The sequence below is a fragment of the Acinetobacter sp. ANC 7912 genome, assembly GCF_039862785.1.
GTDB lineage: Bacteria > Pseudomonadota > Gammaproteobacteria > Pseudomonadales > Moraxellaceae > Acinetobacter > Acinetobacter thermotolerans.
Genome location: NZ_CP156795.1, coordinates 1,990,907 through 2,017,378, shown reverse-complemented (window position 1 = coordinate 2,017,378; position 26,472 = coordinate 1,990,907). Strand labels below are relative to the sequence as shown.

Sequence of the window (26,472 nt, the reverse complement as noted above, 5' to 3'; positions counted from 1 at the left end):
CAGCATGAGTATGACTGTTCAGGATATTCTGGATTTACCGCAATTACAGCAAATGCAGTTGCGGGCGGGCAACGACCATGTGCAACGGTTGGTGCGCTGGTTCTATGTTGCCGAAAATGAAGGGATTGCTGAATGGATCACCGGTGGTGAGCTGATCTTTGTCGGCGTGAATTACATCCGGGGTGAAACCAACTTGTTGGCGTTGCTGGATCAGGCGAAACAGCGTGATGCGGCAGCCATGGTGATTCTGACCGGCCCGGATTTTATCCAGCATATTCCTGACAGTGTCATCGCCAAAGCTGATGCGCTGGGATTGCCACTGATTGAACAGCCGTATAGCCTGAGAATGGTCGAGGTGACGCATGTTATTGGTACGCGTCTGGTGGAATCAGCCCAAACCCAAAAATCAGCCGAAGATGTATTGATGCAATTGTTGATGGGCGATTATCCATCTCTGGATATCATCAATATGCGGGCCAAACAGCTGAATTTACCTGTGCTTGGGCGACATGTAGTTGTAGTGTTGAAGCTGCATCACCTTCAGCAGATTTTCCATCCTGAAGTAAATGGTGCTGAGAGTTTTCATCTGCCAGAAGCACAGTATTTTCAGATCAAGCAGGATTGTTATAACCAGCTGGAACAATGGCGTAAACAGCACCAACAAGTTTTTCCGGTGATCCGGCAGGGTGACCAGTTTAATATGGTGCTGTCCGTTGCTGAACATGATCTGGAATACTGGCAGGCATTATTGTCCGAGCTGATCCAGCAACTAAACTGTCATAGCATGAATGACGAATACAAGATTTTTGCTGGTTTATCCAATGAAGTGAATTCTGCATCTGCATTTCAGCGCGGGTTCTGGGAAGCCTGTCATGCGCAGGAAATCGCAGCAGATCTCAATACGGAAACAGGTTTAAGCTTGTACCGTGATCTGGGCCTGCTAAAACTGCTCAAGGCCATTCCCAACAAAATCTTGTTGCAGCAATTCATGCAGGACAACATCGGTATGCTGGTCGATACCGATCGCAAACATCCTTATGTATTGCTAGAAACGCTGGATGCCTGGCTGAAAGAAAATGGCAACCTGATGGCGACAGCACAGCGCCTGGGAATTCACCGCAATACCCTGAATCAACGTATTCAAAAAATTGAAAGCCTGACCGGGCAATCTTTAACTTCTGCCAACTTTAGATTAAATGCCGCTGTGGCATTGCTGATCTGGCAAATGACTCATAAATAACGAGACTCTCCTATGAAAGTAATTAATGCCATTTTGCGTGGTAAAGAAGGTCTATTTTCCCTGACCTATAACAATGGTGTATTTGAAGCAATTGAAAAACAGGCAGGTGTGATCCAAGCTGAAGCCTCTGCCGAGATCATTGATGCTGCACAGCAAATGGTGATGGCCCCCCTGATCGAGCCACATATTCATTTAGATGCGGTACTAACAGCTGGCGAACCTGAATGGAATATGTCAGGTACCTTATTTGAAGGTATTGAACGTTGGGGCCAACGTAAAGAAACTATTACTCAAGAAGATACCAAACAGCGTGCGAAAAAGACCGTAGATATGTTAGTGGCACATGGTATTCAGCATGTGCGTACCCATGTCGATGTGACTGATCCTGAACTGACCGCATTACATGCCATGCTGGAAGTCAAAGAAGAGATTAAGGACAAGGTGAATCTGCAGATCGTGGCATTTCCGCAAGAGGGGATTGAATCCTATAACAATGGTCGTGGCCTGATGGAAGAAGCGATCAAGCTGGGTGCTGACGTAGTGGGTGGTATTCCACACTTTGAATATACTCGTGAAAAAGGTGTCAGCTCTGTTCATTTCCTGATGGATCTGGCAGAAAAATATGACCGCCTGGTGGATGTGCACTGTGATGAGATTGATGACCCTGCATCGCGCTTCCTGGAGGTATTAGCAGATGAAGCACGTGTACGTGGCATGGGCGAGCGCGTAACAGCCAGCCATACCACTGCAATGGGTTCTTATGACAATGCCTACTGTTACAAGCTGTTCCGTTTGCTGAAACGTTCTAAGATCAATTTTATTTCTTGCCCAACTGAAAGCATCCATTTACAAGGCCGTTTCGATACCTATCCAAAACGCCGTGGTGTGACCCGTGCTGCTGAAATTGATCGTGCTGGCATGAATATCAGTTTTGCACAGGATTCCATTCGTGATCCATGGTATCCAATTGGCAATGGCAACATCATTCGTGTCTTAGATGCTGCACTGCACATCTGTCATATGCTCGGTTATGAAGACCTGCAACGTTGTCTGGACTTTGTATCTGATAACTCAGCGAAAACCCTGTGTCTGGGTGATCAATACGGTATTGAAGTTGGACGTCCCGCAAGCTTTATTATTATGCCTGCACAGAAGGATTATGACGTGGTTGCCAACCAAGCTAAAGCAATCTTAAGCGTGAAAAATGGTAAGGTGATTATGCGCCGTCAAACTGAACAGGTTGAGCTATTTACTTAATTTATGTTTTCAAGACATAAAAACCGGTGTTGAGACACCGGTTTTTATTGCAGATCATGATGAAAATTCTATTTCACTATTGTCCGGGAAGTCCCACGGAACTCAGCCACGATCTGGTCTTTTTGGTTAATGATCTGAATGTCATAGATGCCACTGCGACCGCTGCTGGCTTTGTGTTCTGCAATGGCAATCAGTGTATCACCGAGTAATGCAGGTTTAAGGTAATGAATACCACAATGTTGACCCACAGCCGGATGTTCACCAGTATTGCAGGCAATCGCAAAGGCTGCATCAGCCAGTGCAAAAATTACTGCGCCGTTACAGGTTTGATGACCTTGTAAATGCTGTTCGGTCACTTTTAGTTCAATCTTGGCGTGATTATGGCTATAGGAAACCAGATGTGCACCAAGGTACTGAATCAAACGATCTTGATTAAACATGTGATTGACTTGCTGATCCATTGCAATACTCCTTTTTAGATACGTTTTTATTTTTGAATATTAATTATGTGAATCATAAATAACATTATGAAAGGGGAAAGACAAGTGAAAGTTCTATATGGTGAATTTGCATGTAGAAGGAAAAGAATGTAAAACCAATATATAATTAACTGCTTTTTATTAGAAAAAATGAATCAAAGAAGTTTAGTATGGGGAATCGGAATTACAGTTGCATGGCTGGTTGTAATTTTTCTATTTTGGTTTTTTGGCGATTTAAAAAGTCCAACATCTTTAAATGAATTAGGTGATTTTCTTGCTGGGATCATTGCACCTATCGCTTTCTTTGGGCTAATTTTAGGCTATGTACAGCAGGGTAGGCAGTTAGAGCAAAATACAAAAGCATTGGAACAACAAGAAAAAGCATTACAACTTCAGATTGATGAGATGAGGGAGAGCGTTAAGCAACAAAAGACGTTAATTGCAGAGCAAAAGAAATATTATCGAGCTCTTGAAGAAGCCGTAAGACCTATTTTAGTAGTCCGTAATCCTAAAATTAGACTAAAAACACACCTGATAGATGCATCTGACGCACATATAGAATATAAAGATGCGCCCTTAATGCAATTTAGTTTATTTAATGATGGGAAGGATAAAGCAATTTTTATAGAAATTTATGGAGGTATTATTAATAAACAATTCATTCAAAGGTTAAATAGAATCAATGATTTCACAAGTTAATGGATAGCTACCTATTTAACAGATGAAGAAATTTCATATCTATATGAAATAAAATTTGCGGATTATCAAATTTTAATTAAATTTGAGGATATATACGGTAATGTATTTAAAAACGAACATATTAGACCTCTTTCATAAGTCATTTTTCACTCAGTTCCAAATTATAGATTCCCGCAATTAAATTGAATCTTAAGCCCAGTCTTTGTAAGCATCCGGCTAACACAGCCTTACCAAGCGATCCTATAAGCCTTAATTTAGTTCCCACCTAAAAACAAGTGGGGACTTAATCCATGAACATGGATATATATTCAGCAACACCTCCTGTTGCTAAAAAACGCAGAACATACAGCAAAGAATTCAAACTCAGTATTGTCAATGCCTGTAAAAATCCTAATACCTCGATCGCTTCGGTCGCACTGCAACATAGTATTAATGCCAACCTTGTCAGTCGTTGGATCAGGATCTTCAGCCATCATGAGGGTGCCGTACAGGATCCTACTCATGTGAATCCAGCATTTATTGCTTTGCCTTACACTGCTGCAATCAGCCAACCTATTGATGAGAGGATCACGTTGTGTATCACCGTGCCTCATACGAATAATGATATTCAGCTAAAATGGCAGACATCAGAAATACCTGCCTTGGCAGAATTACTCAAGGCACTTGCAACATGATCCGCATTGATGAAATCTGGTTGTCTACTCAGCCCATGGACATGCGTGCAGGTATGGATACGACCATGGCTCAGGTGGTGAGAGCCTTTGGCTACATCAAACCGCATTGTGCTTACCTGTTCTGTAATAAACGTGGCCATCGCATGAAAGTACTGGTACATGATGGACTGGGCATCTGGCTGTGTGCCCGGCGGCTGGAACAGGGCAAATTTCACTGGGCTCAAGTTCACCAAGGTGAAACCGTGGCCCTCAGCCCGGAACAGTTACAGGCACTGATCCAAAGTTTGCCCTGGCAGCGCATTGGACGACAGCAGGTGGTGACGATGCTCTAAACTAGGTTGGTCCACTCTGCTATTCTCCAAACGTTCTATTTCATTCTTCTCATGACCTCAGGCATACTGCGGTCATGAATACGCTGCCTGACTTAAGCCAACTGACCCATGAACAACTGCTGGAATTCACCAGGCAGTTGGCGATGCAGCATCAGTCTCTGGCACAATCAAATCAAGAATTAGAAAAATCAAACCAGCAATTAGATGCCAGAGTTCAACATCTTGAAGTCACCAATCAGCAATTAGATTCTAAAGTTCAACATCTTTCTATTCTCAATCAAAAATACGAGCATGAACTCGCACTATTTAAACAGCACAAATTCGGCAGTAAAAACGAACATCTCACTGCAAAACAAATCCACCTGTGGGATGAAGCGGTTGAAGAAGATATTGCCGCGGTTGATCTAGAACTGGAACGGCTAAATGCAGATAAAACCAATGCAGCGACACAGAAAGCCAAAACCAATAAACCTAAACGTCGACCACTGCCAGATCATCTACACACCATCCGTATTGAGCATGAACCTGCATCAACCCAATGTGCTTGTGGCTGCCAACTCCGTCGTATCGGCGAAGATATCAGTGAAAAACTGCATTTCAGACCGGCACAGTTCTATAAGGAACAGCATGTGCGTGGTAAATGGGTCTGTGATCAGTGTGACACTCTGACTCAGCAAGCGATGCCCGCCTATGTGATTGATAAAGGCATTGCTTCACCTGAATTGCTCAGCCATGTGCTGGTATCGAAGTATGCCGATCATTTGCCGCTGTACCGTCAACGTCTGATCTATCAGCGGGCGGGAATCGAACTTTCTAGATCAACTTTATCTGACTGGATAGGTCGCTGCGGTGTAGAACTGGAACCTCTGGCCAATGCCTTAAAAGAGGTGGTGCTGCAACAGCAGGTGCTGCATGCAGATGAAACACCGGTCACCATCATGCGGATGGGTGAGAATAATAAAAAACCGAAGAAAGGTTATGTCTGGGCCTATGCCACTACACAGTACAATCCAGTTCAGGCGGTGATCTATGACTTTCAGGATAGTCGTTCAGGCCAGCATGCTGAAGAGTTCTTGAAAGGCTGGCAGGGCTATCTAGTCTGTGATGATTACAGTGGTTATAAAGCACGTTTTAAATCAGGCCAAGTGATTGAGGTGGGCTGCATGGCCCATGCACGTCGTAAATTCCATGAACTGCATGTAACTGGGAAAAGTCAGGTTGCTGAACAGGCATTAGTGCTGATTCAGAAACTGTATGCCATAGAAGCAGAACTCAGGAAAAAGACCGATGGTACAGCGGAAGACCGCCGCGAATACCGACAACAGCATAGTCAACCAGTGATGCAACAACTATATGAATGGCTCAACCAACATCATCTGACAGTGCCATCGAGTTCTCCCACCGCCAAGGCCATCAATTACACTCTGAAGCGTTGGCCAGCTTTAAGCCGCTATCTGGATGATGGCAATCTACCTATTTGCAATAATTGGGTCGAGAATCAAATGCGTCCCTGGGCGTTGGGGCGCAAGAACTGGCTGTTTGCAGGTTCGCTGCGCAGCGGCCAGCGAGCGGCGAATATCATGACTTTAATCCAGTCAGCAAAGCTGAATGGCTTGGATCCGTATGCCTATTTAAGTGATGTGCTGAAAAGGCTGCCGACACATAAAGTGACCCAGATTGAAGAGTTACTGCCACACTGCTGGAAACCTAAATCGAATTAAAAATTGGTATGGGATTCAGCGGACGCTTACCAGTCTTTTGCCACGGTTACGATATCGCTCAGCGAGAATTTTGAAGGTTTTCAAACTGCCAAATACATGCTCAATACCAATTCTTCTTTTATTAGACCTCTTGCGAAAGTCGTTATTGCAAGTTCATCCGGTTTACCAGTGCAGCGATTAAGTTAATGCGTAAACCGAATCTTTTTCGTCTATTTCGATAGCGTTCACTTAGTATTCTAAATCTTTTCAATTGACTATTAATATGTTCGATTACAACTCGTATTTTTCCAATCATTTTATTGTAATTTTTCTCAGCATCAAATAAGGGGAAATTCTTCTTTTTCTTTATTGGCATCAATAACTTAAAGCCATCTTGCTCTAACCCATAGTACCCTAAATCGGTCATAACATAGTCACAATGTTTGAATTTCTTAACTGTTTTTCTTGCCAATTTAATATCATGCTGACTGCCAGACGATATATCTACTCCTATGATTTGTTTGCTCTTCGGATGATAGATCACTTGGGCTTTTAACGTATGTTTCTTCTTTTTACCACTGTAAAACTTACTCTGATTTTTTTTTCGGGCGTTCTATTGAACATTCTGTCGCATCAATAATTACCCAGTTAAATTGTTCGTCTGCTGTGGTAATGCTTCGTTTTGGCAGGGTAAAACGTCTTGATTTCATTAATGCATCTTCAACCTTTTTAATAGTTCGATTCACATTACTTTCAGCGATATGGTAATTTGCAGCCAATTCCAATTGAGTGCTGTAATTCCGTAAGTAATTGAGTGTTAATAATAATTGATCCTCTATAGCTAAAGTATGAGGACGCCCAGATTTCTTTTTAAGTGATTCTGCTTCTTTTAAAACTTCGACCATTTCACTAAAAACTGGTCGAGGTACACCAACCAAGCGCTTGAATTCAGAATCTGAAAAACGGTTTAATTTCTGATATTTCATGAAATCTATATTGAGGTAGTTTTTACTTTCGCAAGAGGTCTATTGATTTCCTGATTATAAATTTTGAGTTCAGGATCTAGTTTGCTGCGCTTCTTTGCTTTTAATGGCAACAAGCTATTTGGATACACTGTATAAATTCCCTGATAACCCTTATCTGCAAGGATAAAGGCACCTTCAGGAATCTGATTCAAGTTACGTTTGAAGAGCTCGAAATCATGTACGGCACCGTGGCTGGTACATAAACTCAGGATTTTTTAAGTTTGATAATGAATGATGGCCTGTACTTTGAATGGGCTTTGTTGCATAAATATGTAAGCATCTGATTTAAATAAATTTAATTTTGGATCAAAAAATAATCAAAACTTCTAAAATCATATAGTTATGAAATCTTTGTGTAACAAAGCCCTTTGAATGTATGAGCCTTCTTCTTACCACTATAGCTTTTCTTCTGTTTTTTTAGGCCTTTGGATTGGAATTTCTGTGGCATCTACAATAACCACATTCCAGTCAATGCCTTCGCCTTCAGGCAAATGCTTTGGTAGATTGAATAAATTGGACTTGATCAGGCAGTCCTCTACATGACGGACAATTCTTGAAGCAGTGGGTTCTGACACGCCATAACTTGTTGCGACATGGAATAATGTTCGATATTCGCGCCAATAACTTAAGCATAGAAGAATCTGATCCTCTATGCTCAATTTAGGTGGTCTACCTTTCGCAGGAATATGCTTTTGCAACTCCTCAACCATTAAATCAAAGGTTGACCATGAGATGCCGGTGTACCGCTTGAACTGTGTTTCAGAAAGCTTCTTTGAATCGATGTATTTCATCCGCAAATTATGCATGAATATTTAAAATTCTTTGGTACAAATAATCAACAATAGATTGTTCGTTTTTTGATTTATGAAAGAGGCCTATTCTTAATATTCAACTTCAAGATAATACAAGCGCTCCTATCGCAAAGATAGAATCCTTATAACTAACTTCCTCGATATGTCGAGTAACCATAAGAACTCAACAACAGCGGAATATGATAATGGTCCAAAGTGCCATCAATTACAAAGACTACCGGAATTTCTGGGAAGAACGTCCGTTGATTATTTGCCTTAAACCAATCCCCAGTTTTAAACGTTATCTTGTAAACACCTTTCTGTAATGCAGTCTCTTTAGGATAAAGCTCCTTTACACGGCCATCCTTATCTGTTTTGGCTTCATTCAGTTTGACCCATTTCTCACCTTGTTGAGCTTCTAAAATCACAGCCACATTGGCAGAAGGTAAGCCAGTTTCCTGATTCAATACATGAACACTTAAAGGATTAGCAAAGCTAAAAGTAGGAAGCATAGTTGCAGCTAAAGTTAAAATTATTTTTTTCATGAGACTCATCGCAAAATGAATACTTGGTATTATTCTAATCAATTGAAAAATAAAAACGATTTAATTTATGTAATAAAAAGGGCGCTGTAGCACCCTTTAAGGAATCATCGAATTAGCGAGGACGACGGCCCCGGCTCTTGGTATTTGGACGGGTGGTACCATTGGTTTTGCGACGTGGTTTTTCACCTTCTTCCATTTGCCAGATCCGTGGAGTACCTGATTTTTTCTTGGTACCGTCTTTATTCACCTTCTTGTTGATTGGTTTGCCTCCAGTGCCGCCTGGCTTTTTCACATAAGAACGTGAGCGATATGGCTGTTCTTCAGGCACATCTTTAAAGTCTGGATACAGTAAAGGTTCAATCTCTTTGGTTTCACCTGGTTGCAGACCAAGTTGAACCAGATCAATCGAACCGATTTTGGTACGGATCAGACGCAAAGTTGGAAAACCCACTGCTGCTGTCATACGACGTACCTGACGGTTACGGCCTTCACAGATCGAGATTTCTACCCAAGATGTCGGCACGGATGCACGGTAACGTACCGGAGGATCACGATCCCATAGCCATTCTGGTTGCTGAACTTTGATGGCTTTCGCTGGCAAGGTGATGCCATCTTTCAGCTCAACACCTTTACGCAGTTGTTCCAGTGCTTCTTCAGTGACATCTCCATCGACCTGAACCAGATAGGTTTTGAATTTTTTATTGGCAGGATTGGTGATGAACTGGTTTAAGCCACCATGATCAGTCAGGAATACCAAACCTTCTGAGTCCATATCGAGACGACCCGCCAGACGTAAGGTAGGATCATCAACGAAATCAGACATCGTCATGTGGGCTTCGTCTTTACGAAACTGGGAGAGGACGCCATATGGTTTATTTAGAATGACGATTTTCATAGGAAAAAACTTCTATAAATACAAAATAAAATGAGCAGATTTCTTCTGGCGGGGAAAGGTCGTGATCTCCCAGTGAAATCTAAAAGGGTGAATTTATAGGTTGCTATTATGCGGGAAGATGACCTGAAAATGTTGTGAATCTCAAATTATTTTTAATAGCCTAAACAGATATAACCATAAAATTATCACACTATTGATCATTTATCTGCTTTTTCAAAGTAAGTGAATCAATGTTTTATCTTGTCCATAATTAAACGAAATAGCTCCGCCTGAAAGATCGCATCTTGTAGCGCATTATGATTGCCACGCGATTCAGGGTTTAAAACCTCAATCATATTTTTTGCTCGGGTTTCCAGCCAGGTACTTCCAAAAGCACCCAAGTACATGGACTTAAGGTCCAGAGCCGCTACACCGAATGGATTATTACCGGTATATTTATGAAAATAATAATTCATAAATGACCAGTCAAAACTGGCATTTAATCCCACAAAGATCGGTGTTTCGGATTTTAAAAGATTTTCTTTTAGCCATTGGGTGCAATTCTGCATGGCTGTTGCTGGCTCAAGACCGGTCTTTGCCAATTCCTCTAGATCAAATCCTGCAACTTCTAAGGCTTTAGGATTGAACTTAAACGAGACAGGTTGTAATTCACAATAAAACTGAACTTCAGGTTGATCAATCCGGCACATGCCAAACGAGAGCATGTCATATTCGCCCGGAATTGGACCAGAGGCTTCAATATCAACAGAGATAAAAACTTCTTTTTTCATACGTGTTCTTTTCAAGCGGAATCAAGACGGGATTGACTTTATTATGGGGGAGAGGAACTCCGCCATCCATCTAAGAATTTTTACCCGATTTGATTATTTCTTGATTTATTTTTGATCAATAAATTAGTATCTTAAACGCTTAATAATAAAGAAGAGATCTTATGAAAAAATTAATTTTAGCCGGGGTAATTGGGGTCATTTCTGTAACTTCACAGGCAAATTCACCTGCTTATGGGTATCAAAGCAAACCATATAATATTGGTGTGGCAGTGGGCTATTCAGGCTTTAATATGAAGTCACATGACTGGTTCGAAGACGAGAGCTTTAATGGTGCATTTGTAAACCTGGAATATCATAGTCATCCGAGAGCCAGTATCTGGGCTGAATATAGCTACATGAAAGATGAATTCTGGGCGAGTGAAGGTACAGTCGGATATAAATACAAATTTTATGAGAACAATGACCTTTATACTGCCGGCTCTTTAGGTGTGGGTTATGCCTATATGGAAGATAAGGATACTGATCCAGATCTAGGCAAAACCAAGGTCGAACTAAAATATATCACGGTACCTGTTAATGCCGAGTTGGGTTTTAAGCCATCTGCACAAGTCGATCTATTTGGCACATTAGGCTATAAGTGGCTATATAACCGCAAAACCCGTATCTGTATTGATGGAGACTGTGCAGCAGGAAAACTGCATGCAGTTGATCTGGATGGTTTAATTTATAAGCTGGGTGTTCGCTATAATTTTTAGAGTTTTGAATCCCTGAGACATTCTTGAAGTATTGCGATATCTAATTTTCAACAACAGGAAGATTTTTCTTCCTGTTTTTTCATGTAAAAACATGTAGTTTTCGTAACCGAGTAAATGAATTATTCATATTAAAGTCATTCCTTTAAGATTTCATTTTTTACATTCACGTATTTTGATACAGCTCTTAGATTGGAATATTTAAAAGACCAGCTAGAGTAAGTCATACGATCTTGTGTAATAGAGAAAAGTCTCTCAGGAGTTGGTATGGCTAGATCTCAGTCAAAACATAAGCAAGTTCAGCAAAAGGACAAGAAGGAGTCTATGCAGGACGAAGAACAACAGCAACAGCAACAACCGCAAAAATCTAAACCATCACGGGCAAAAAAACGTAAATAGTCCCTAATAGGAATACCAGGTATTTAGACAAAGCCCTCGATCGAGGGTTTTGTTGTTTATACGGAATCTGAATGTTCAAATAATCGCGAAGAAAAATTACAAGAACAGGACGTGAGTCTAAACCGAATTGCATAAGATCATTTAAAGCAGAAAAGCAAATGAGAATAAGTAGTGCAGCATCTGACGGTTTCCTTATTATTAATCTCTATCTTGGTTAGTCTGACTGGCTGTGAACCACCACCATCGGGGCAGGCTGCGGGTTGGAAAAGCCCTTATTTATACTGGCAGTTGAGGAAAGATCCATTATCCCAACCCTTAACTATTCCAGTAGAAGGTGTGAAGCAAAGACAGCTCAACGACACTTGGGGTGCTGCACGGAGTGAAGGGCGGCAACATGAGGGAATTGATATTTTTGCCAAACACGGTACGCCTGTACTGAGTGCCACTAACGGCATCGTCAGGAAGATTGGCACCAATAATTTAGGTGGTAAAGTGATCTGGATTACCGGGCCTGAACTTACTAATCATTACTATGCCCATCTGGAGGATTATGCCGAGCATATTCAGGAAGGTGACTGGGTCGAAGCGGGTGAAGTGATTGCCTATGTTGGAAATACCGGGAATGCTAAAACCACGCCACCGCATCTGCACTATGGTATTTATTTGAGCGGGAAAGGTGCAGCCAATCCCTATCCTTATCTAAAAGCTGAAGAATTAAAATAAAGCGGCTATGTAAGATAAATGTAAAAGAACACAATTCAAGCAATGAAAAGCATAAAATAAAGCATCTCCCGCTTTTACGAACTTTATGAGCATTGCTTATCGGCCAGATATTGATGGGCTGCGTGCCATTGCAGTATCACTGGTCATTTTCAACCATTTAGGCTGGTCACTGTTTTCCGGCGGCTATATTGGTGTTGATATCTTCTTTGTTATTTCCGGCTATTTGATTACCACGATTCTGACGCGTGATATGCAATCACAACAGTTTTCCGTGGCACGATTTTATAAAAAGCGTGTTGTGCGTTTGGCTCCCGCTTATTTCACTGTCCTGACTATGGTTAGCTTGATCGCCTGGCAGGTGATGTTCCCAGGCGAACTGACCGAATATTTTAAAAGCATCATGTATGCCACAGTTCTGATGGCCAACCTGTATATGCGTAATGAGGTAGGGGATTACTTTAGCCCGAATGTGGAAAATGTACCGCTGCTGCATTTATGGTCTTTGGGGGTAGAGGAACAGTTTTATATTTTCTGGCCCTTAATCTTATGGCTGTTTTTAAGCAAAGCCTCACGCAAATATCTTTGGCTATTAATCAGTACGCTTATTATTGCTTTACTGTTCTATGCCCAGTATCGACTGGCTGAAAATTCAGCCAAAGCCTATTACAGTATGCCGGTACGGGCATTTGAACTATTGATCGGGACATTAATCACCTGTCTGCCACAGCTGAAATTACCGAAAAGATTATTACAGGTTTTGATCTGGCTTGGGGTCATAGTTCTTTTCACAGTAGCTATATATTTTGATGAGCAAACGCCATTTCCCGGACTGATGGCACTGATTCCATGCCTAGCCACAGCAGTGATTATTTATCTGGGACAATCGCTTCCTGCAACCAATATCCTGTTGAGCAATCAATTGAGTACCTGGATCGGGAAGATTTCATATCCGCTCTATCTGTGGCACTGGCCGATCATTGTATTGTTCGGCATTTACATGTTGCCTTTAAATATGGAAAACCAGATCATCATTATCTTATTGTCAGTACTATTAGCATTTCTGACTTACCGGCTGGCAGAAAAACCGCTAAAACGGTTTGTGATGGCAGCCAATTACAAAGTGATAATTCTGGGCTTTCTGCTACCAGCAATTGGCTTTGTCAGTTTTGCCCAGATGGTGAAGCAGCATGAAGGTTTTCCAGAACGTTTTTCGCCGTCAGTGTATTCCCAACAAAAAGCTCTACATGCCTATGCGCATGTAATCCGTAGTAATTGTATGGACACAGCTCCTGAAACCTTACCGAAGGCACAAGATTGCGTATTGGGAGCACATAAAGAAGAGATTGATTTCCTGTTAATTGGTGACTCGCATGCCAATGCTTATACCGCCATGTTGGATGAATGGGCCAAAGATGCCAATTTACGTGGCTATGACATCGCGCAAAGCTCAACTTTCTATCTGCCTGGTGTGCAGCGTTTTGACCTAAAACAGAATCACTGGGATGAACTGAGCAAGTTCCAGCAGCGCAATGAAGCATTGACTAAGTATTTAGCAGAAAATCATTACCCGATGATCATTTTAGCTGGGTCTTATGCACCGTATTTTAGTGATGAAGTACGCTTAAAAGATGGTATACACCAAGACCAAAAAGAAATTTTTAAAGCAGGATTGATGAAGGCTTTGGAAATCACACATCAAGCTGCTGATCAGGTCGTTTTATTGAATGATGTGCCACGACTGGACTGGGAGGATGTTCCATCGGATTGTAATATCCGCAGTGAAATCTTGCATCGTCATGCTCAATGTACGGTTTCTCGAAAGAGTTATGAAATGCATCTCAAAGCTTTTAACCAGATTCTGATTGAAGCAAAACAGCAGTATCCAAATCTAAAAGTGATTGATCCGAACAAAGTAATCTGTGATGAAAAAGTCTGCCAGATCATGGTCAATCATGTACCTTTATACCGGTTGAAGGACGACAATCACATCAATGACCAAGGTTCACGCCAGCTCGGGATTGAATATCTGAAACGCTTTGGCAATCCATTAAAAGATATACAAGCTAAATAGAAGGCATAAAAAAACCGCGTTTAAAACGCGGTTTTTTTACATCGTATAAATTAACGCATTTTCGCCAGAAAACGGCCTAAACGGGTCAGTGCTTCACGCAGTTCATTTTCAGCTGGCAGGAATACCACGCGGAAGTGATCCGGGGTTGGCCAGTTAAAGCCGGTACCTTGAACCAATAACACTTTCTCGGCACGCAGCAGATCAAGCATCAGTTTCTCATCATCCTCAATCGGGTAGATTTCCGGATCAAGACGAGGGAAGCAGTACATCGCACCTTCTGGTTTGACACAGGTCACACCTGGAATGTCATTCAGCATTTCCCAGGCAATATTACGCTGTTCGTATAGACGACCACCTGGACGGATCAGGTCATTAATCGACTGGTAACCACCCAAGGCTGTTTGGATCGCGTATTGAGCCTGATGGTTGGCACACAGACGCATTGATGCCAGCATGTCCAGACCTTCGATGTAGTCGGTTGCGCGGGATTTATCACCGGTAATTGCCATCCAGCCAGAACGGTAACCGGCAATACGGTAGGCTTTCGAAAGACCGTTGAAAGACACACACAGATGATCACCTGCCAGTGAAGCCACAGACACATGCTCAATGCCGTCATAGATAATCTTGTCGTAGATTTCGTCCGCAAACAGGATCAGGTCATGTTTTTTCGCCAGATCCACGATTTGTTGCAATACATGACGTGGATAAACTGCACCCGTTGGGTTGTTCGGGTTGATGATCACGATCCCGCGGGTATTCGGGGTGATCTTGCTTTCCATATCCGCGATATCTGGATACCAGAAGTTTTCTTCATCACATTTATAGTGAATCGCAGTACCGCCTGACAGGTTTACAGCTGCTGTCCACAGTGGATAGTCCGGCATTGGAATCAGCATTTCATCGCCGTCATCGAGCAGACCCTGCATTGCCATCACGATTAGTTCAGATACGCCATTACCCACATACACATCATTGACATGCATATTGAGAATGCCTTTCTGCTGATAATACTGACAGATCGCCTTACGCGCCGGGAAAATACCTTTAGAGTCGGTATAACCAATTGCATTTGGCAGGTTCAGTGCCACATCATTAATGATTTCTTGCGGTGCTTCAAAGCCGAATGGAGCAGGGTTACCAATATTTAGTTTGATAATCTTATGTCCGGCTTCCTCCATCTCGTTGGCCGCTCGTAACACAGGTCCGCGAATGTCGTAGCATACATGCTCAAGCTTAGACGATTTCTTGATTTCGCGACGGTTTTGGAGAGTGTTCGGCATTTTGATGTTCCCAGTAGGCGTGGAGGTCACTTTTGCATAACGATATAAATAGCTTTTAAATGTCTCAGTGGTGACTAGATCGAGATTATGTTCCTCTCGGAGTAATGCAACAATTTTTTCATGCGTAAATCCAAGCTGCTGATATTTTCTGATCACAGGCAACAGATTTTTAAAAATTACGCTTTTTTTTTGCGACATTTTTTAATCCTGAGAAAATTTAGTCCTAAGCCTACCACTAAAACAATCTTCAAAAAAGCATTTATTGGATAATTTGCTTACTTTTGTATTTTATTTTGCTTACTTTTTGCTTTTTAGTGGATTATATATCTTTTGTAAATTGTGAAATAAACACTAGAAAATTTAAAGTGAATCACGTAAATATAGGATTATCCTATTTTAAATAGAAAGATAGAAAGGGACGTATCATGGGAAAACTCAGTAAAACAGACAGAGAATGGCAAAGAGAGTTATCGCCGGAAGAGTTCCGTATCACTCGTCAAAAAGGGACTGAACCCGCATTCACCGGTAAGTACTGGAATACCAAGCAGGCAGGCACTTATGTCTGTCGCTGTTGTGGTACCCCTTTATTTTCGTCGGAAACCAAATATGACAGCGGCAGCGGCTGGCCAAGTTTTTACAAGGCAATTAATAGCGCTGCAATCGAAGAGCATACCGATACCTCGCATGGTATGGTGAGAACTGAAATTGTTTGTCATTATTGTGACGCACATTTGGGGCATGTGTTTCCGGATGGGCCACAGCCAACTGGACTACGCTACTGTGTGAACTCCGCTTCATTAGAATTAAAAACAGAAGAAAAAACCGATGAGGAAAATTATCCATGACCAACATATATCAGTTTGAAGCTGAATTGTTAGATGGAAAAATAAAACAATTTTCAGATTATGAGGGGAAGGTCTTATTGATCGTGAATACAGCCAGCAAGTGCGGTTTTACCCCGCAGTTTGCCGGACTGGAAAAACTATATGAGAAATATAAAGACCAGGGATTTGAGGTGCTCGGCTTTCCATGCAACCAGTTTGGGGGGCAGGATCCAGGCTCAAATGAGCAGATTGGAGCCTTCTGTCAGAAGAACTATGGGGTAACGTTCCCGATGTTCTCCAAGATTGATGTCAAAGGTCCGGAAGCGCATGCGATTTTCCGTTACCTGACCAATAATTCCAAAGGTGTTCTCGGCAATGGCATCAAATGGAACTTTACCAAGTTTCTGATTGGCCGTGATGGTAAAATTTTGAATCGTTTTGCCCCGACCACCAAGCCGGAACAGCTAGAAGCCGAGATCGAAAAAGCCCTATAATGACTTATATTTATGGCGGTCTTAAGGCCGCCTGATCTCATCTACCCACATATGGTCATGTCATTTCTACCAATATTCAAAAAATTGCTGTGTAGCTTAGCTATTGGACTATTAATTCCTTCTGTCTATGCACAAAGTGAAGCTGATCAAAAAGTCCAGCAGTTGCTGAATACACTCAAGCAGCCCGTGCCGACCTATACACCACCTAAGGTGGATAATGCGGTGCCTGCACATTTGCTCGCAAAGAAACAGCATTATGAAGTGACCTGGCTGAAAGAACCCTATCTAAAATTTACTGATGCTGAACTGCAGCGTGCCAAAACAGCCACCATCAAAATGACCGTGATTGCGCATAGTGGTCTGATTACGCAGGTGGAGATCATCAAAAGTTCAGGTCTGAAGGTGGTGGATGCCAAGATTAAGGATGCCGTGATGGCAGCTAAGCTGGAACCGATCCGCGGCGTGGACCAGAATCTGACCTATACCTTGCAGCATGACATTCCAATAAAAAATCCACTGTAGCAACAGTGGATTTTTTATATTAGTGTGATGTGATTAGAGAATCGATTTGAGTCGTTTAATCACTTCTTTACATTGTGCCAGATCAGCAACCAAGGCCAGGCGTACATGGTTTTCACCAGGATTGCCTTGTTCGGTATCGCGAGACAGGTAACGGCCAGGAAGTACCTTGATATGAGCCTGTTCCATCAAGCGTTTAGCAAACGCTTCGTCATTATCAACTTTCAGCCAGTAGTAGAAACCAGCATCCGGCTTTTTCAGTGGTAGCAGGTGACCAAGTTCTTTTTGAAACAGGTCAAACTTGGCACGGTATTGTACGCGGTTTTCTTCGACATGCGCTTCATCGTCCCAAGCGGCAATAGATGCCAGCTGATGTTGTACCGGCATTGCTGCACCGTGGTAAGTACGGTATTGCAGATACGGTTTTAACAGGCTTGCATCACCAGCGACGAAGCCTGAGCGCATACCTGGCAGGTTGGAACGTTTAGACAGTGAGTGGAAAACGATACAGTTTTTATAGTCATCACGGCCGATTTCAGCACAAACCTCTAGCAGGCCAGTTGGTGCTTCATCAAACCACAGTTCTGAATAACATTCGTCTGATGCAATCACAAAACCGTATTGGTCCGACAGCGCAATAAGTTTTTTAAACTGTTCTTTAGACAGCACTGCACCCGTTGGGTTACCCGGTGTGCAGACAAACAGTAATGCAGTTTTTTCCCAGACTTCTGCAGGAACCGCATCGAAGTCACCGAGATAGTTATTTTCTTCAGTACAGTTAATGAAGTATGGCTTCGCACCTGCAAGCAGGGTTGCACCTTCATAGATTTGATAGAACGGATTCGGCATCACCACATAAGGGGCATCTTCACGTTTAATCAGCGCTTGTACAAAAGAGAAAATCGCTTCACGGGTACCGGATACTGGCAACACGTTGCTATCTGCACTGATGCTGTTCAGCTTAAAGCGGCGAGTCAGCCAGTTGGCAATACTGCTACGTAACTCAGGCAGACCTTTCGAGTTTGGATAGGTCGACAGATGCTGAAAATTGTCGATAATCGCCTGTTTCACGAACTCAGGAGCCGGATGCTTTGGTTCCCCAATCGACAGGGGAATTAAAGGCAGATCCGCAGGCTTAATATCCGAAAAAAGTTTATTTAACTTTTCAAATGGATAAGGATGCAATAAAGACAAGCTAGAGTTCATGAATGAGTTACCGCGTTTTAATGTTTAGTGTTGACTACTGACCTGATGAGAGGCTTCATCCAGTGCAGCTTTCAGGGCTGCTGCAAATTCAGCGGATTCTTCAGGTGTCATAGGGTGACCATCTTTCTTGGTGACGAAGAAAATGTCCTCGGCACGTTCGCCCAGTGTGGCAATTTTAGCAGAATGGATATCCAGACCACGCATCATAAACAGACCACCGACTTTGGCAAGCAGGCCGGGCTGATCCAGCGTAGCGATTTCGACCATATTCTGGTTCAGCACTGGATTCAGGTTGATATCCACTGTATTTTCAATGTCAAAGTGACGCAGCAAGCGCGGAATACGGCGCTGCATCAGGCCAGGATATTTGTCAGATTGACTCAGGGCTGTTTTTAGCGATTCAATGACTTTACTTTCGCGCTCCGGATCGGTCAGCAAAGTACCGAAACGATCCAGCACCACATAAGTATCCAGGCTAAAGGCTTTGGCTGCCGTAATAATCCGTGCATCCTGTACGTCCAGATCCATACGGTCCAGAATCGCCACCGTGGTTGCAAACAGGTTTGGTTTGTCCTGAGTATAGATAAAGATCTGTACCGCATCCTGAGCGAATTTATGGTGGGCACGCATCAGCACCAGTGGTTCAGGGTTGTCCCCATGTTCCAGAATGGCACGGGTATGCCAGGCGATTTCATCTGCTGACTCTTTGACGAAGTAATCATCACCAAGTTCCTGCCAGACTTTCTCCACTTCCGCCAGTGAGAAATCTTGTACCAGCAATTCACTAGCAGCAAATTTGGTATCTTCGATCAGCATCTGATAATCCACTGGACGCCCCAGACCAGAACGAATCACGTCACGCGCGCTGGTGTATAGCTGACGCATGAGGGATGCACGCCAAGTATTCCAGAGTTTTGGATTGGTTGCATTGATATCGGCAACAGTCAGGGTATAGAGATAGTCCAGATGCTCCATGTCACCCATAAGTTCGGCGAATTCTTTCACTACATCCGGATCGGAAATGTCTTTCTTCTGCGAGGTCATCGACATCAGCAAGTGGTTCTGGATCAGCCAGGCGACCAGATTGCATTCACGTTCGGTAAAGCCATGCGCGCGGCAGAAATTAATCGCATCTTCAGCACCGAGTTCGCTGTGATCCCCACCACGACCTTTGGCAATGTCATGGAATAGCGCAGCCAGGAACACGATGTCACGACGGCCAAGACGCTGGAATACGGAACTTACGACCGGGAAATCACGGGCAAATTCAGGCTCTTTAAAGCGGTTCAGGTTGCGCAGTAACAGCAGGGTATGTGCATCAACGGTGTAGATATGGAACAGGTCATACTGCATCAGACCGATGATCTGACCAAAGGCCGGAATATAATTACCCAGCACGCCATAGCGTTTCATCGCCACTAGCGTTTCATACAGGCGGTAAGGCGAACGGATAATTGCCATAAACAGCGCCTGATGGGCTGGATTGTTACGATAATTGTGATCAATACGTTTAGCGGCCAGAATGAGCAGACGCAAGGTGCGGGCACGAATGCCTTCAATTTCCGGACGGTTTGCCAGTAGATAGAAGAGTTCTAGAATGGCAGCTGGGTTTTCCGAAAAGATTTTATGGTGCTGAACCGCCAGCTTGCCATCCACCAGCTTGAAGTTCTCGTTAATTTCTTCAATCTTGCGCTCATAGTTCGGCAAGCGTGGGGTAATCACCGATTCATTAAAATAGGCCAGCAGCATTTCATTCAGCGTTGATACCTGCTGGGCATTGCGGTAATAACGCTTCATGAACTGTTCGATTGGGTAGTTCGGTGATTGGCCTTCTTCACGCTCATAGCCAAATTTTGCTGCAATATCACGCTGATAGTCGAACAGCAGGCGGTTTTCATCGCGTTTGGTCATGCGATGTAAGTGATGGCGAATTTCCCAGAGGAAACTCTCAGCTTCTTCTAAGACTGTGAGTTCAAATTCGGAAATAAAACCGAGATGGACCAGATCGTAAATCCGGTTGACGCGGAAATGGCGTTTGGCAATCCAGCCGATCTGATTAATGTCACGCAGACCGCCCGGTGCATTTTTAATATCCGGTTCGAGATTGCTCTCGGTATTGTTGTGCTGAGCATAGCGTTTTTGCTGCTCTTCCATCTTGGCATCAAAGAAAGTCTTATCGGTCCAAGACTGTGACACGATACGGCGTGGCCATTTTGCCAGACCTTCATTGCCGGTAATCAGGCGAGCTTCAATTAGGGTAGTGGCAACCGTCAGGTCACTGCTGGCCTGATTCACACATTCACTGATGGTACGTACGCTGATACCCGGCTTGAAATTACCCACATCCCAAAGCGATGAAATGAAAGTGGAAATCAGCTGCTCCTGTTCTGAGGTAATCTCATCCTCAGACAGGATCATGATGTCAACATCGGAATAAGGCAGCATTTCACGGCGGCCGTAGCCACCGACCGCAAACAGGCCTAAATCAGTCTGATCAAGTCCGGCATGCTGCCACAGGAATTCAAGCGCTTCGTCAATCAGACTGGATCGGGTGCGAATAATGTTACGGATCGGTTCGCCATTTTCAAAATACTCCTGCAGCTGGTGTTCCACATCACTACGCCATTCATTGATGGCTTTAATGTCATGGATGCTTTTGGTGTAATTCAGCAATGGCAGGGTATTGATCATGAACAGTCGTCCGTTTTATTTCAGCTTACTTAGTTTTGGTTCACACTGACTTGTTGAGCCACCTGTTGTGCAAGTTCACGTGCCTGATCTGTGGTTTCAGCACGTGCAGTGGCCACACCCATCCGACGGCGTTTGAAACCTTCCGGTTTACCAAACAGGCGCAAGTCAGTGTTGCCGTCAGCTAAAGCAAGATTCAGGCCAGAATAAGACAGGTTCTTGTCATCTACACCAGCATAAATCACTGCGCTGGCTGCAACGCTATGACGAGCTGTATTGACTGGCAGACCCAGAATCGCACGCGCATGCAGTTCAAATTCGCTCTGGAATTGAGATGCCAAAGTCACCAGACCTGTGTCGTGTGGACGAGGTGATACTTCACTAAACCACACTTTGTCACCTTTGACAAAGAGTTCTACCCCAAAAATACCGCAACCGCCAAGCGCAGTGGTGACTTTATTGGCAATTCGTTTCGCTTCTTCCAATGCAGCCGGTGTCATTGGCTGTGGTTGCCAGCTTTCAACATAGTCACCGGAGTCCTGACGGTGGCCAATTGGGTCGCAGTAAGAGGTTTCGATTTCATCAGTTTTTGGATTTTTGGCACGAACCGTCAGCAGGGTAATTTCAAAATCAAAATCGATTTGTGATTCGACAATCACTTTACCCTGATTTACACGACCACCGGTTTGCGCATATTCCCAGGCAGCATCGACTTCTGCAAAGCTTTTTACGCGGGACTGGCCTTTACCAGAAGACGACATTACCGGTTTTACAAAGTTTGGATAACCAATGTCATCACAGGCTGCGCGGAAAGATTCGAGAGAATCGGCAAAACGGTAAGCTGAAGTTGGCAGGCCAAGTTCTTCCGCTGCCAGACGACGGATGCCTTCACGGTTCATGGTCAGGTTCACCGCTTTTGCAGAAGGAATCACACTGGCAATATTCTGCTCTTCAATTTCCACCAGTACCTGAGTCGCAATCGCCTCGATTTCCGGCACGATCAGGTTTGGCTGGACCTGATCAATCAGTTTACGCAGTTCTTCAGGATCCGCCATGTTCAAGGTATGCGACTGATGAGCAACCTGCATGGCTGGTGCATGGTCATAACGGTCAGCAGCATGGACTTCTACACCCAGACGTTGCAGGGAAATGACCACTTCCTTGCCCAGTTCGCCTGAACCCAGTAATAAAACCTTAAAGGCTGAAGCCTGTAATGGGGTACCAATCGTCACGCTCATGTAAATCATCCATGCTTGATTTTATAGGCTTTTAGCATAGCAGAACTCAATGCTTAGATAAGCCAAGTTTCATACAAAATTGTGATATTGGCCAACAGTTTTATTTATAAAGTTAATAGAAATTTAATACTTAAATCAGGCTGATTGCTGGATGACATCAGCTACAGGATTTAAATGATAAATCCGATTTTGCGGGTTTTGTGTTTCCATTTTAAGAATCTGCTCTGGACTTAAATCCAGCAAGCGTAGGAGTTTCATGGTTTGATAACGTTGCCAGCAGAGATATGGAAGGGCAAAAGGAAGGACAAAGCCAATGGTGAATAATCCAAGTCCTATAAGACAGAGTACTAAGGCATCTAGCATTACCTTACCTAACTGGAAATGACCAACAGAAAATGCTGCAAGGGAAAAGAAGAACATTAGCAGGGCAAATACAAAGCCAAATAGTTGTAGCGCATTCGGTAATATGCGCTGTTTTAAACTCCAATAACCAAAGAGCACATTCTGAGGATGTAAATGGACGATCTGCTGGGTTTGATTCAGCATGTACTTCGAGGAAATGACCCACAAAGTTCTGAGCATGGATAAAACATTCAAAATAACAGGCAGGCAAACTGCTACGTGAATATTGTAATGGTTCATCCCAGCGTTGATGAATAAAGATTTTCCCCTCAACAACCTGTTTTGGCTCGAACATATGAATGTCTCTATTTATTATTTTTCATTAAAAAAGGCCTATGTCTGAATGTAGCATAAGCCTTTTATATATTTATTTAATTTTTAAAAATGAATTGGTACATAAGTATAAATCAAACCATAAGTCAGTGCGGCAGTTAAGGTCGCCATGACAATGCGCTTGAACTTGAAATATAGAGCGGTAAGGACAATAAAGCCGGCCAGCATCGCCACGCTTTTATCTGGCGTTTCCAGTAAAGGTGGCAGGGTAGCGACCACCAGCATGGCACTAATGGCAGAAATCCCGATCGCACCCAAGGCAATTTTCAGCCATAGCGCACCACGTTTTTGTGTGCCTTGCTGCAATTTCTGAATCACAAAAAAAGGACCAAAACGGGAGGAGAAATTGGCAATCCCGACAATAATCCCGACCAGAATAATTTCTAAACTCATAGCTCTTCTCCCAGATACTCAGGATCGGGACGTTTCAACACATAATGCTTGAACAGCCCAGCCAGAATACCGGAACTGATACCAATAAAGATCGCCGCAGATAGGTCAACCATGTAGCAGGCTATTGCGGAAACGATAATGGTTACAGCCACGACAAAAGTATGTTTCTTTTCAAAGGCTGCCAGCAGGAAGCTCAGGAACAGGGCCGGCAACAGGAAGTCTAGTGCTGCCTGTAAAAATTGCGGTAAGTGACTGACTTGATCGGCAAATAATCCACCTAAGAATGAACCAGTGGCCCAAGATAGCCAGCTAAATAAACTCAGGCCCAGCATCCAGGATTCCGACCATTCCTGACGCCGTTGAGACAATTTGATCATACCAGAAGCAAATACTTCATCGGTCAGTCCCCAGGCCCAGATTGCAGTTTTTTTCAGATTGAGACGATCCTGAATCAGGTTTTGTAAGGCTGGGCCATAAAGCAGATGACGGATATCGAGTGCAATCACGGTGAGTGCGGTCATCCAGATAGACGTACCGCTACCAAGCAAAGCCACGACCAGAAACTGGCTGGCACCAGCATACATGGAACAGGAGAGAAATAAAGCTTCCCAGGCACTAAAGCCAAACTGGGTTGCAGAAACCCCAAAAGCAAAAGATACGGGCAAGTAAGTAAAAATAATCGCTTGGCTGTCTTTGGCGCCTTGCCAAAAACTGGCTGGTTTTACAGCGTGTTGGTTAAATTCGGACACAGCACACCTTGATGGGAGAGTTGAACAAGGGGTCAAATGGTAATTGAGTATTGTACGTGAATTTACTAGCATAGTGCCGAATTGTTTAAGATGGCGAGCCTGATAATGTTAATGTTCAAGACCCGTTCCTTGTTAAATGTTGCTTTAGTCAGCACAGCATTGCTGCTACAGGCCTGCGGAAGTGAAGAGGGCAAGCCAGCACCAGAAATCAAGCCAGCGCCGAAGCTCAGCAATGATGCCACCAGCTATGCCAATGAAGCTTGGAAATTCATCAATGAAGTTGATCCGCTGGTGTATAATAAGCAGATCGATCAGCTGGATACCAAAGTTCGCCAGCCAGCGCGTAAGCTGAGCACGGACTGGCGCATCAATGTGAAAATGACCGATTCGGTGACAGAAGGCAAATATGCACTATGCCGTAAAGCTTTAACCAGTCTGGAAATCTGGGCACGAACCACAGCTGAAAATAGTAATAGCCTAGCACAGAAACAGGCCGATTATGAACGTGATAAAAAGCAGTGTGGAGACGCGATTGCCAATCCTGCTCTAGGCAATACCGATCCGAAGAAATAATTAGATAGATCGAGATTAATAAGGCTGGGTTAAATACTCAGCCTGATTTTTTGTAAGATAAAAAATTAATAAATCTGGGTGCTGGCAAGTTGCTTGAGTTTGGCAAGATCCAGAATCTCGATTTGTTTAAATGCAAGTTTTAAAATCTGCATTTTTTCCAGTTGTTGCAGTTCCTGATTGATGGTCTGGCGTGAACACATCAACATTTGTGACAGCTGTTCCTGGGATAGTTGAATGGTCTGGGTTTCAATCACTTGATGATTGCCATAACCGTGAAGAATAAATAGCAGACGTTGTGCCAGGCGTTGCTGCAAGGTCTGGGTCTGGATGGAAAACAGTTCGAGCAGGGCATAACGCAGTTTCTGGCTCATGAGCTGACTCAGGTGGAACCAGAAAACAGGATGTTCTTCCAGTAATTGATGAATAAATGTCGCTGGAATATGCAGTAATAATGATTTTTTACTGGCAATGGCATGATGCGAGCGTGGCTGCTGATCGACCAGTGAAATTTCACCAAACCAGATGATGGGTTCAGCAATCACGGAAACAGCTTCTTTGCCATGAATATCGGTGACACCTAAGCCGATAGCTCCCTCCAATACGGCATAAATCCCGTCAAAGAGATCACCTGCATAGAATAGGGCTTGTCCTTTTTCAATGGAAACGATTCCCGCTTGTTCTAACAGACGACTTTGAAATAATTCGGGTAATTTTGAGAACCAGTTATTCTTTTTTAATTCAATCAGATATTTTTCTTCCACTGATTTTTATGCTCCGAGCGCTAAAGAGTTGTCATCCAGCTGACAACTTACAAATTTGACTTAGATTATAGTGCAATGGATGACCAGACAAGGAAGAATAATATGACCAGATTGGAACGATTATTAAGTCAGTATGCAGCTTATCATCTTGATCGGAAAAATGTCACCACGCATTTTATTGGGATTCCACTCATTGTTTTTTCAGTCATATGCTTGACCGTACGGGCTTCCGTTTTTCTGTCAGGCTATGAACTGACATTGGCATTAGTAGTATTAACAGTATCCATTCTTTACTATCTGACAATTGATGTATTTTTTGCATTATTGATGTCTTTTATTTTTATGTTTGCTTATCCCTATGCCTATGGGATCGCACAGTGGGAGACTAATCTGTGGTTAAGCAGTAGTGTATTTATCTTTATTGTGGGCTGGGCATTTCAGTTCGTCGGTCACGTTTATGAAAAGAAAAAGCCGGCCTTTATGGATGATCTGATTGGTCTGGCAATTGGCCCTTTATTTGTACTGGCGGAACTGGTGTTTTTACTTGGCTTTCGCAAGGAACTGGAAGAGAAAGTACTTCTTGAAGCACGTAAACAGCGCCTGCTGATGGAGCAGGATGAGACATTTTCCGAAATGATCAGCAAATAATTTTCATTC

The 26,472-nt window shown here is 43.2% G+C and carries 28 protein-coding genes and 1 pseudogene; 15 read left to right on the top strand and 14 right to left on the bottom strand.

What is annotated here, in order from left to right:
• Positions 1–4 precede the first annotated feature (4 nt).
• Both ABEF84_RS09960 and codA read left to right on the top strand, forming a co-directional pair.
• A complete protein-coding gene (locus tag ABEF84_RS09960; RefSeq protein WP_347454867.1) occupies positions 5–1,240 on the top strand; it encodes a PucR family transcriptional regulator ligand-binding domain-containing protein in 1,236 nt (411 codons plus the stop codon).
• A gap of 12 nt (positions 1,241–1,252) precedes the next feature.
• Entirely contained in the window at positions 1,253–2,497 is a 1,245-nt protein-coding gene (codA, locus tag ABEF84_RS09955) for a cytosine deaminase (protein WP_034582029.1), read from the top strand.
• Between the two features lie 68 nt (positions 2,498–2,565).
• Here codA and paaI read toward each other — a convergent pair whose 3' ends face one another.
• The gene (paaI, locus tag ABEF84_RS09950; protein ID WP_034582027.1) at positions 2,566–2,958 is read right to left on the bottom strand and encodes a hydroxyphenylacetyl-CoA thioesterase PaaI; all 393 of its coding nucleotides are present in this window, start codon (positions 2,956–2,958) and stop codon (positions 2,566–2,568) included.
• A gap of 168 nt (positions 2,959–3,126) precedes the next feature.
• Between paaI and ABEF84_RS09945 the strand changes: the two are divergent.
• The 4 genes and pseudogenes from ABEF84_RS09945 to ABEF84_RS09930 form a co-directional block, all read left to right on the top strand.
• A pseudogene (locus ABEF84_RS09945) lies at positions 3,127–3,415 on the top strand (hypothetical protein); the annotation flags it as partial.
• A gap of 550 nt (positions 3,416–3,965) precedes the next feature.
• Positions 3,966–4,349 carry a transposase gene (locus tag ABEF84_RS09940; RefSeq protein ID WP_001055589.1) on the top strand — a complete coding sequence of 128 codons (384 nt, stop codon included), beginning with the start codon at positions 3,966–3,968 and terminating at the stop codon, positions 4,347–4,349.
• A complete protein-coding gene (gene tnpB / locus ABEF84_RS09935; RefSeq protein ID WP_347473676.1) occupies positions 4,346–4,681 on the top strand; it encodes an IS66 family insertion sequence element accessory protein TnpB in 336 nt (111 codons plus the stop codon). Before ABEF84_RS09940 ends, tnpB begins: the two co-directional genes overlap by 4 nt.
• A 74-nt stretch (positions 4,682–4,755) precedes the next feature.
• Positions 4,756–6,402, top strand: a complete 1,647-nt coding sequence (locus ABEF84_RS09930) for an IS66-like element ISAba16 family transposase (protein WP_347473675.1) — start codon at positions 4,756–4,758, stop codon at positions 6,400–6,402.
• A gap of 142 nt (positions 6,403–6,544) precedes the next feature.
• Here the strand turns inward: ABEF84_RS09930 and ABEF84_RS09925 are convergent.
• The 5 genes from ABEF84_RS09925 to ABEF84_RS09905 all read right to left on the bottom strand — a co-directional run bounded on the left by ABEF84_RS09925 (position 6,545) and on the right by ABEF84_RS09905 (position 10,407).
• A protein-coding gene (locus ABEF84_RS09925; protein ID WP_141667073.1) for an IS5 family transposase occupies positions 6,545–7,367 on the bottom strand; the annotation gives its coding sequence in 2 pieces (ribosomal slippage) (positions 6,545–6,985 and positions 6,987–7,367; 822 coding nt in all).
• A 434-nt stretch (positions 7,368–7,801) separates the two neighbouring features.
• The gene (locus tag ABEF84_RS09920) at positions 7,802–8,197 is read right to left on the bottom strand and encodes a transposase family protein (RefSeq protein WP_081403466.1); all 396 of its coding nucleotides are present in this window, start codon (positions 8,195–8,197) and stop codon (positions 7,802–7,804) included.
• A 149-nt stretch (positions 8,198–8,346) separates the two neighbouring features.
• On the bottom strand, positions 8,347–8,742 hold the full coding sequence (gene uraH / locus ABEF84_RS09915) for a hydroxyisourate hydrolase (RefSeq protein WP_034583683.1): 396 nt from the start codon (positions 8,740–8,742) through the stop codon (positions 8,347–8,349).
• A 112-nt stretch (positions 8,743–8,854) separates the two neighbouring features.
• Entirely contained in the window at positions 8,855–9,637 is a 783-nt protein-coding gene (locus ABEF84_RS09910; RefSeq protein ID WP_347454870.1) for a pseudouridine synthase, read from the bottom strand.
• 227 nt (positions 9,638–9,864) lie between these two features.
• Positions 9,865–10,407, bottom strand: a complete 543-nt coding sequence (locus tag ABEF84_RS09905; RefSeq protein WP_034583688.1) for an exonuclease domain-containing protein — start codon at positions 10,405–10,407, stop codon at positions 9,865–9,867.
• Positions 10,408–10,568: 161 nt separating this feature from the next.
• Here ABEF84_RS09905 and ABEF84_RS09900 point away from each other — a divergent pair, with 161 nt between their 5' ends.
• The 4 genes from ABEF84_RS09900 (at position 10,569) to ABEF84_RS09885 (ending at position 14,352) form a co-directional block, all read left to right on the top strand.
• A complete protein-coding gene (locus ABEF84_RS09900) occupies positions 10,569–11,162 on the top strand; it encodes an outer membrane beta-barrel protein (RefSeq protein ID WP_034583691.1) in 594 nt (197 codons plus the stop codon).
• Positions 11,163–11,426: 264 nt separating this feature from the next.
• Entirely contained in the window at positions 11,427–11,558 is a 132-nt protein-coding gene (locus tag ABEF84_RS09895) for a hypothetical protein (RefSeq protein WP_264673516.1), read from the top strand.
• Positions 11,559–11,729: 171 nt separating this feature from the next.
• Entirely contained in the window at positions 11,730–12,281 is a 552-nt protein-coding gene (locus tag ABEF84_RS09890) for a M23 family metallopeptidase (RefSeq protein WP_347454871.1), read from the top strand.
• Positions 12,282–12,366: 85 nt separating this feature from the next.
• A complete protein-coding gene (locus ABEF84_RS09885) occupies positions 12,367–14,352 on the top strand; it encodes an acyltransferase family protein (RefSeq protein ID WP_347473674.1) in 1,986 nt (661 codons plus the stop codon).
• Between the two features lie 50 nt (positions 14,353–14,402).
• On the opposite strand, the gene ABEF84_RS09880 is transcribed toward ABEF84_RS09885, so the two are convergent.
• Entirely contained in the window at positions 14,403–15,833 is a 1,431-nt protein-coding gene (locus tag ABEF84_RS09880) for a pyridoxal phosphate-dependent aminotransferase (protein ID WP_034583700.1), read from the bottom strand.
• Positions 15,834–16,060: 227 nt separating this feature from the next.
• Between ABEF84_RS09880 and msrB the strand changes: the two genes are divergently transcribed.
• Genes msrB through ABEF84_RS09865 form a run of 3 tightly spaced genes read left to right on the top strand, consistent with a single transcriptional unit; the run spans position 16,061 to position 17,475 of the window.
• Complete coding sequence (gene msrB / locus ABEF84_RS09875; protein WP_034583702.1) at positions 16,061–16,480, top strand: peptide-methionine (R)-S-oxide reductase MsrB; 420 nt, start codon at positions 16,061–16,063, stop codon at positions 16,478–16,480.
• Positions 16,477–16,953, top strand: coding sequence for a glutathione peroxidase (locus ABEF84_RS09870; RefSeq protein WP_347454872.1), 477 nt, complete (start codon positions 16,477–16,479; stop codon positions 16,951–16,953). The genes msrB and ABEF84_RS09870 overlap by 4 nt, the downstream gene beginning before the upstream one ends.
• A 57-nt stretch (positions 16,954–17,010) precedes the next feature.
• Positions 17,011–17,475, top strand: a complete 465-nt coding sequence (locus ABEF84_RS09865; protein WP_034583731.1) for an energy transducer TonB — start codon at positions 17,011–17,013, stop codon at positions 17,473–17,475.
• Positions 17,476–17,508: 33 nt separating this feature from the next.
• Here ABEF84_RS09865 and dapC read toward each other — a convergent pair whose 3' ends face one another.
• The 6 genes from dapC to ABEF84_RS09835 form a co-directional block, all read right to left on the bottom strand.
• Complete coding sequence (dapC, locus tag ABEF84_RS09860) at positions 17,509–18,678, bottom strand: succinyldiaminopimelate transaminase (protein WP_034583706.1); 1,170 nt, start codon at positions 18,676–18,678, stop codon at positions 17,509–17,511.
• Between the two features lie 24 nt (positions 18,679–18,702).
• Positions 18,703–21,369: a [protein-PII] uridylyltransferase gene (glnD, locus tag ABEF84_RS09855; RefSeq protein WP_347454873.1), complete on the bottom strand. Its 2,667-nt coding sequence runs from the start codon at positions 21,367–21,369 to the stop codon at positions 18,703–18,705.
• A 29-nt stretch (positions 21,370–21,398) separates the two neighbouring features.
• On the bottom strand, positions 21,399–22,613 hold the full coding sequence (gene purT, locus ABEF84_RS09850) for a formate-dependent phosphoribosylglycinamide formyltransferase (RefSeq protein WP_171077660.1): 1,215 nt from the start codon (positions 22,611–22,613) through the stop codon (positions 21,399–21,401).
• A 126-nt stretch (positions 22,614–22,739) separates the two neighbouring features.
• The gene (locus tag ABEF84_RS09845) at positions 22,740–23,186 is read right to left on the bottom strand and encodes a hypothetical protein (protein WP_171077659.1); all 447 of its coding nucleotides are present in this window, start codon (positions 23,184–23,186) and stop codon (positions 22,740–22,742) included.
• Positions 23,187–23,384: 198 nt separating this feature from the next.
• Positions 23,385–23,732 carry an L-valine transporter subunit YgaH gene (gene ygaH, locus ABEF84_RS09840; RefSeq protein ID WP_034583714.1) on the bottom strand — a complete coding sequence of 116 codons (348 nt, stop codon included), beginning with the start codon at positions 23,730–23,732 and terminating at the stop codon, positions 23,385–23,387.
• Positions 23,729–24,481, bottom strand: a complete 753-nt coding sequence (locus tag ABEF84_RS09835; RefSeq protein WP_347473673.1) for an AzlC family ABC transporter permease — start codon at positions 24,479–24,481, stop codon at positions 23,729–23,731. Before ABEF84_RS09835 ends, ygaH begins: the two co-directional genes overlap by 4 nt.
• A 105-nt stretch (positions 24,482–24,586) precedes the next feature.
• Between ABEF84_RS09835 and ABEF84_RS09830 the strand changes: the two genes are divergently transcribed.
• Entirely contained in the window at positions 24,587–25,054 is a 468-nt protein-coding gene (locus tag ABEF84_RS09830; RefSeq protein ID WP_347454874.1) for a hypothetical protein, read from the top strand.
• A gap of 65 nt (positions 25,055–25,119) precedes the next feature.
• Here the strand turns inward: ABEF84_RS09830 and ABEF84_RS09825 are convergent, their stop codons facing one another.
• Complete coding sequence (locus ABEF84_RS09825) at positions 25,120–25,815, bottom strand: Crp/Fnr family transcriptional regulator (RefSeq protein WP_347452882.1); 696 nt, start codon at positions 25,813–25,815, stop codon at positions 25,120–25,122.
• A 102-nt stretch (positions 25,816–25,917) separates the two neighbouring features.
• Here ABEF84_RS09825 and ABEF84_RS09820 point away from each other — a divergent pair, with 102 nt between their 5' ends.
• On the top strand, positions 25,918–26,463 hold the full coding sequence (locus ABEF84_RS09820) for a DUF962 domain-containing protein (RefSeq protein ID WP_034583724.1): 546 nt from the start codon (positions 25,918–25,920) through the stop codon (positions 26,461–26,463).
• Positions 26,464–26,472 lie beyond the last annotated feature (9 nt).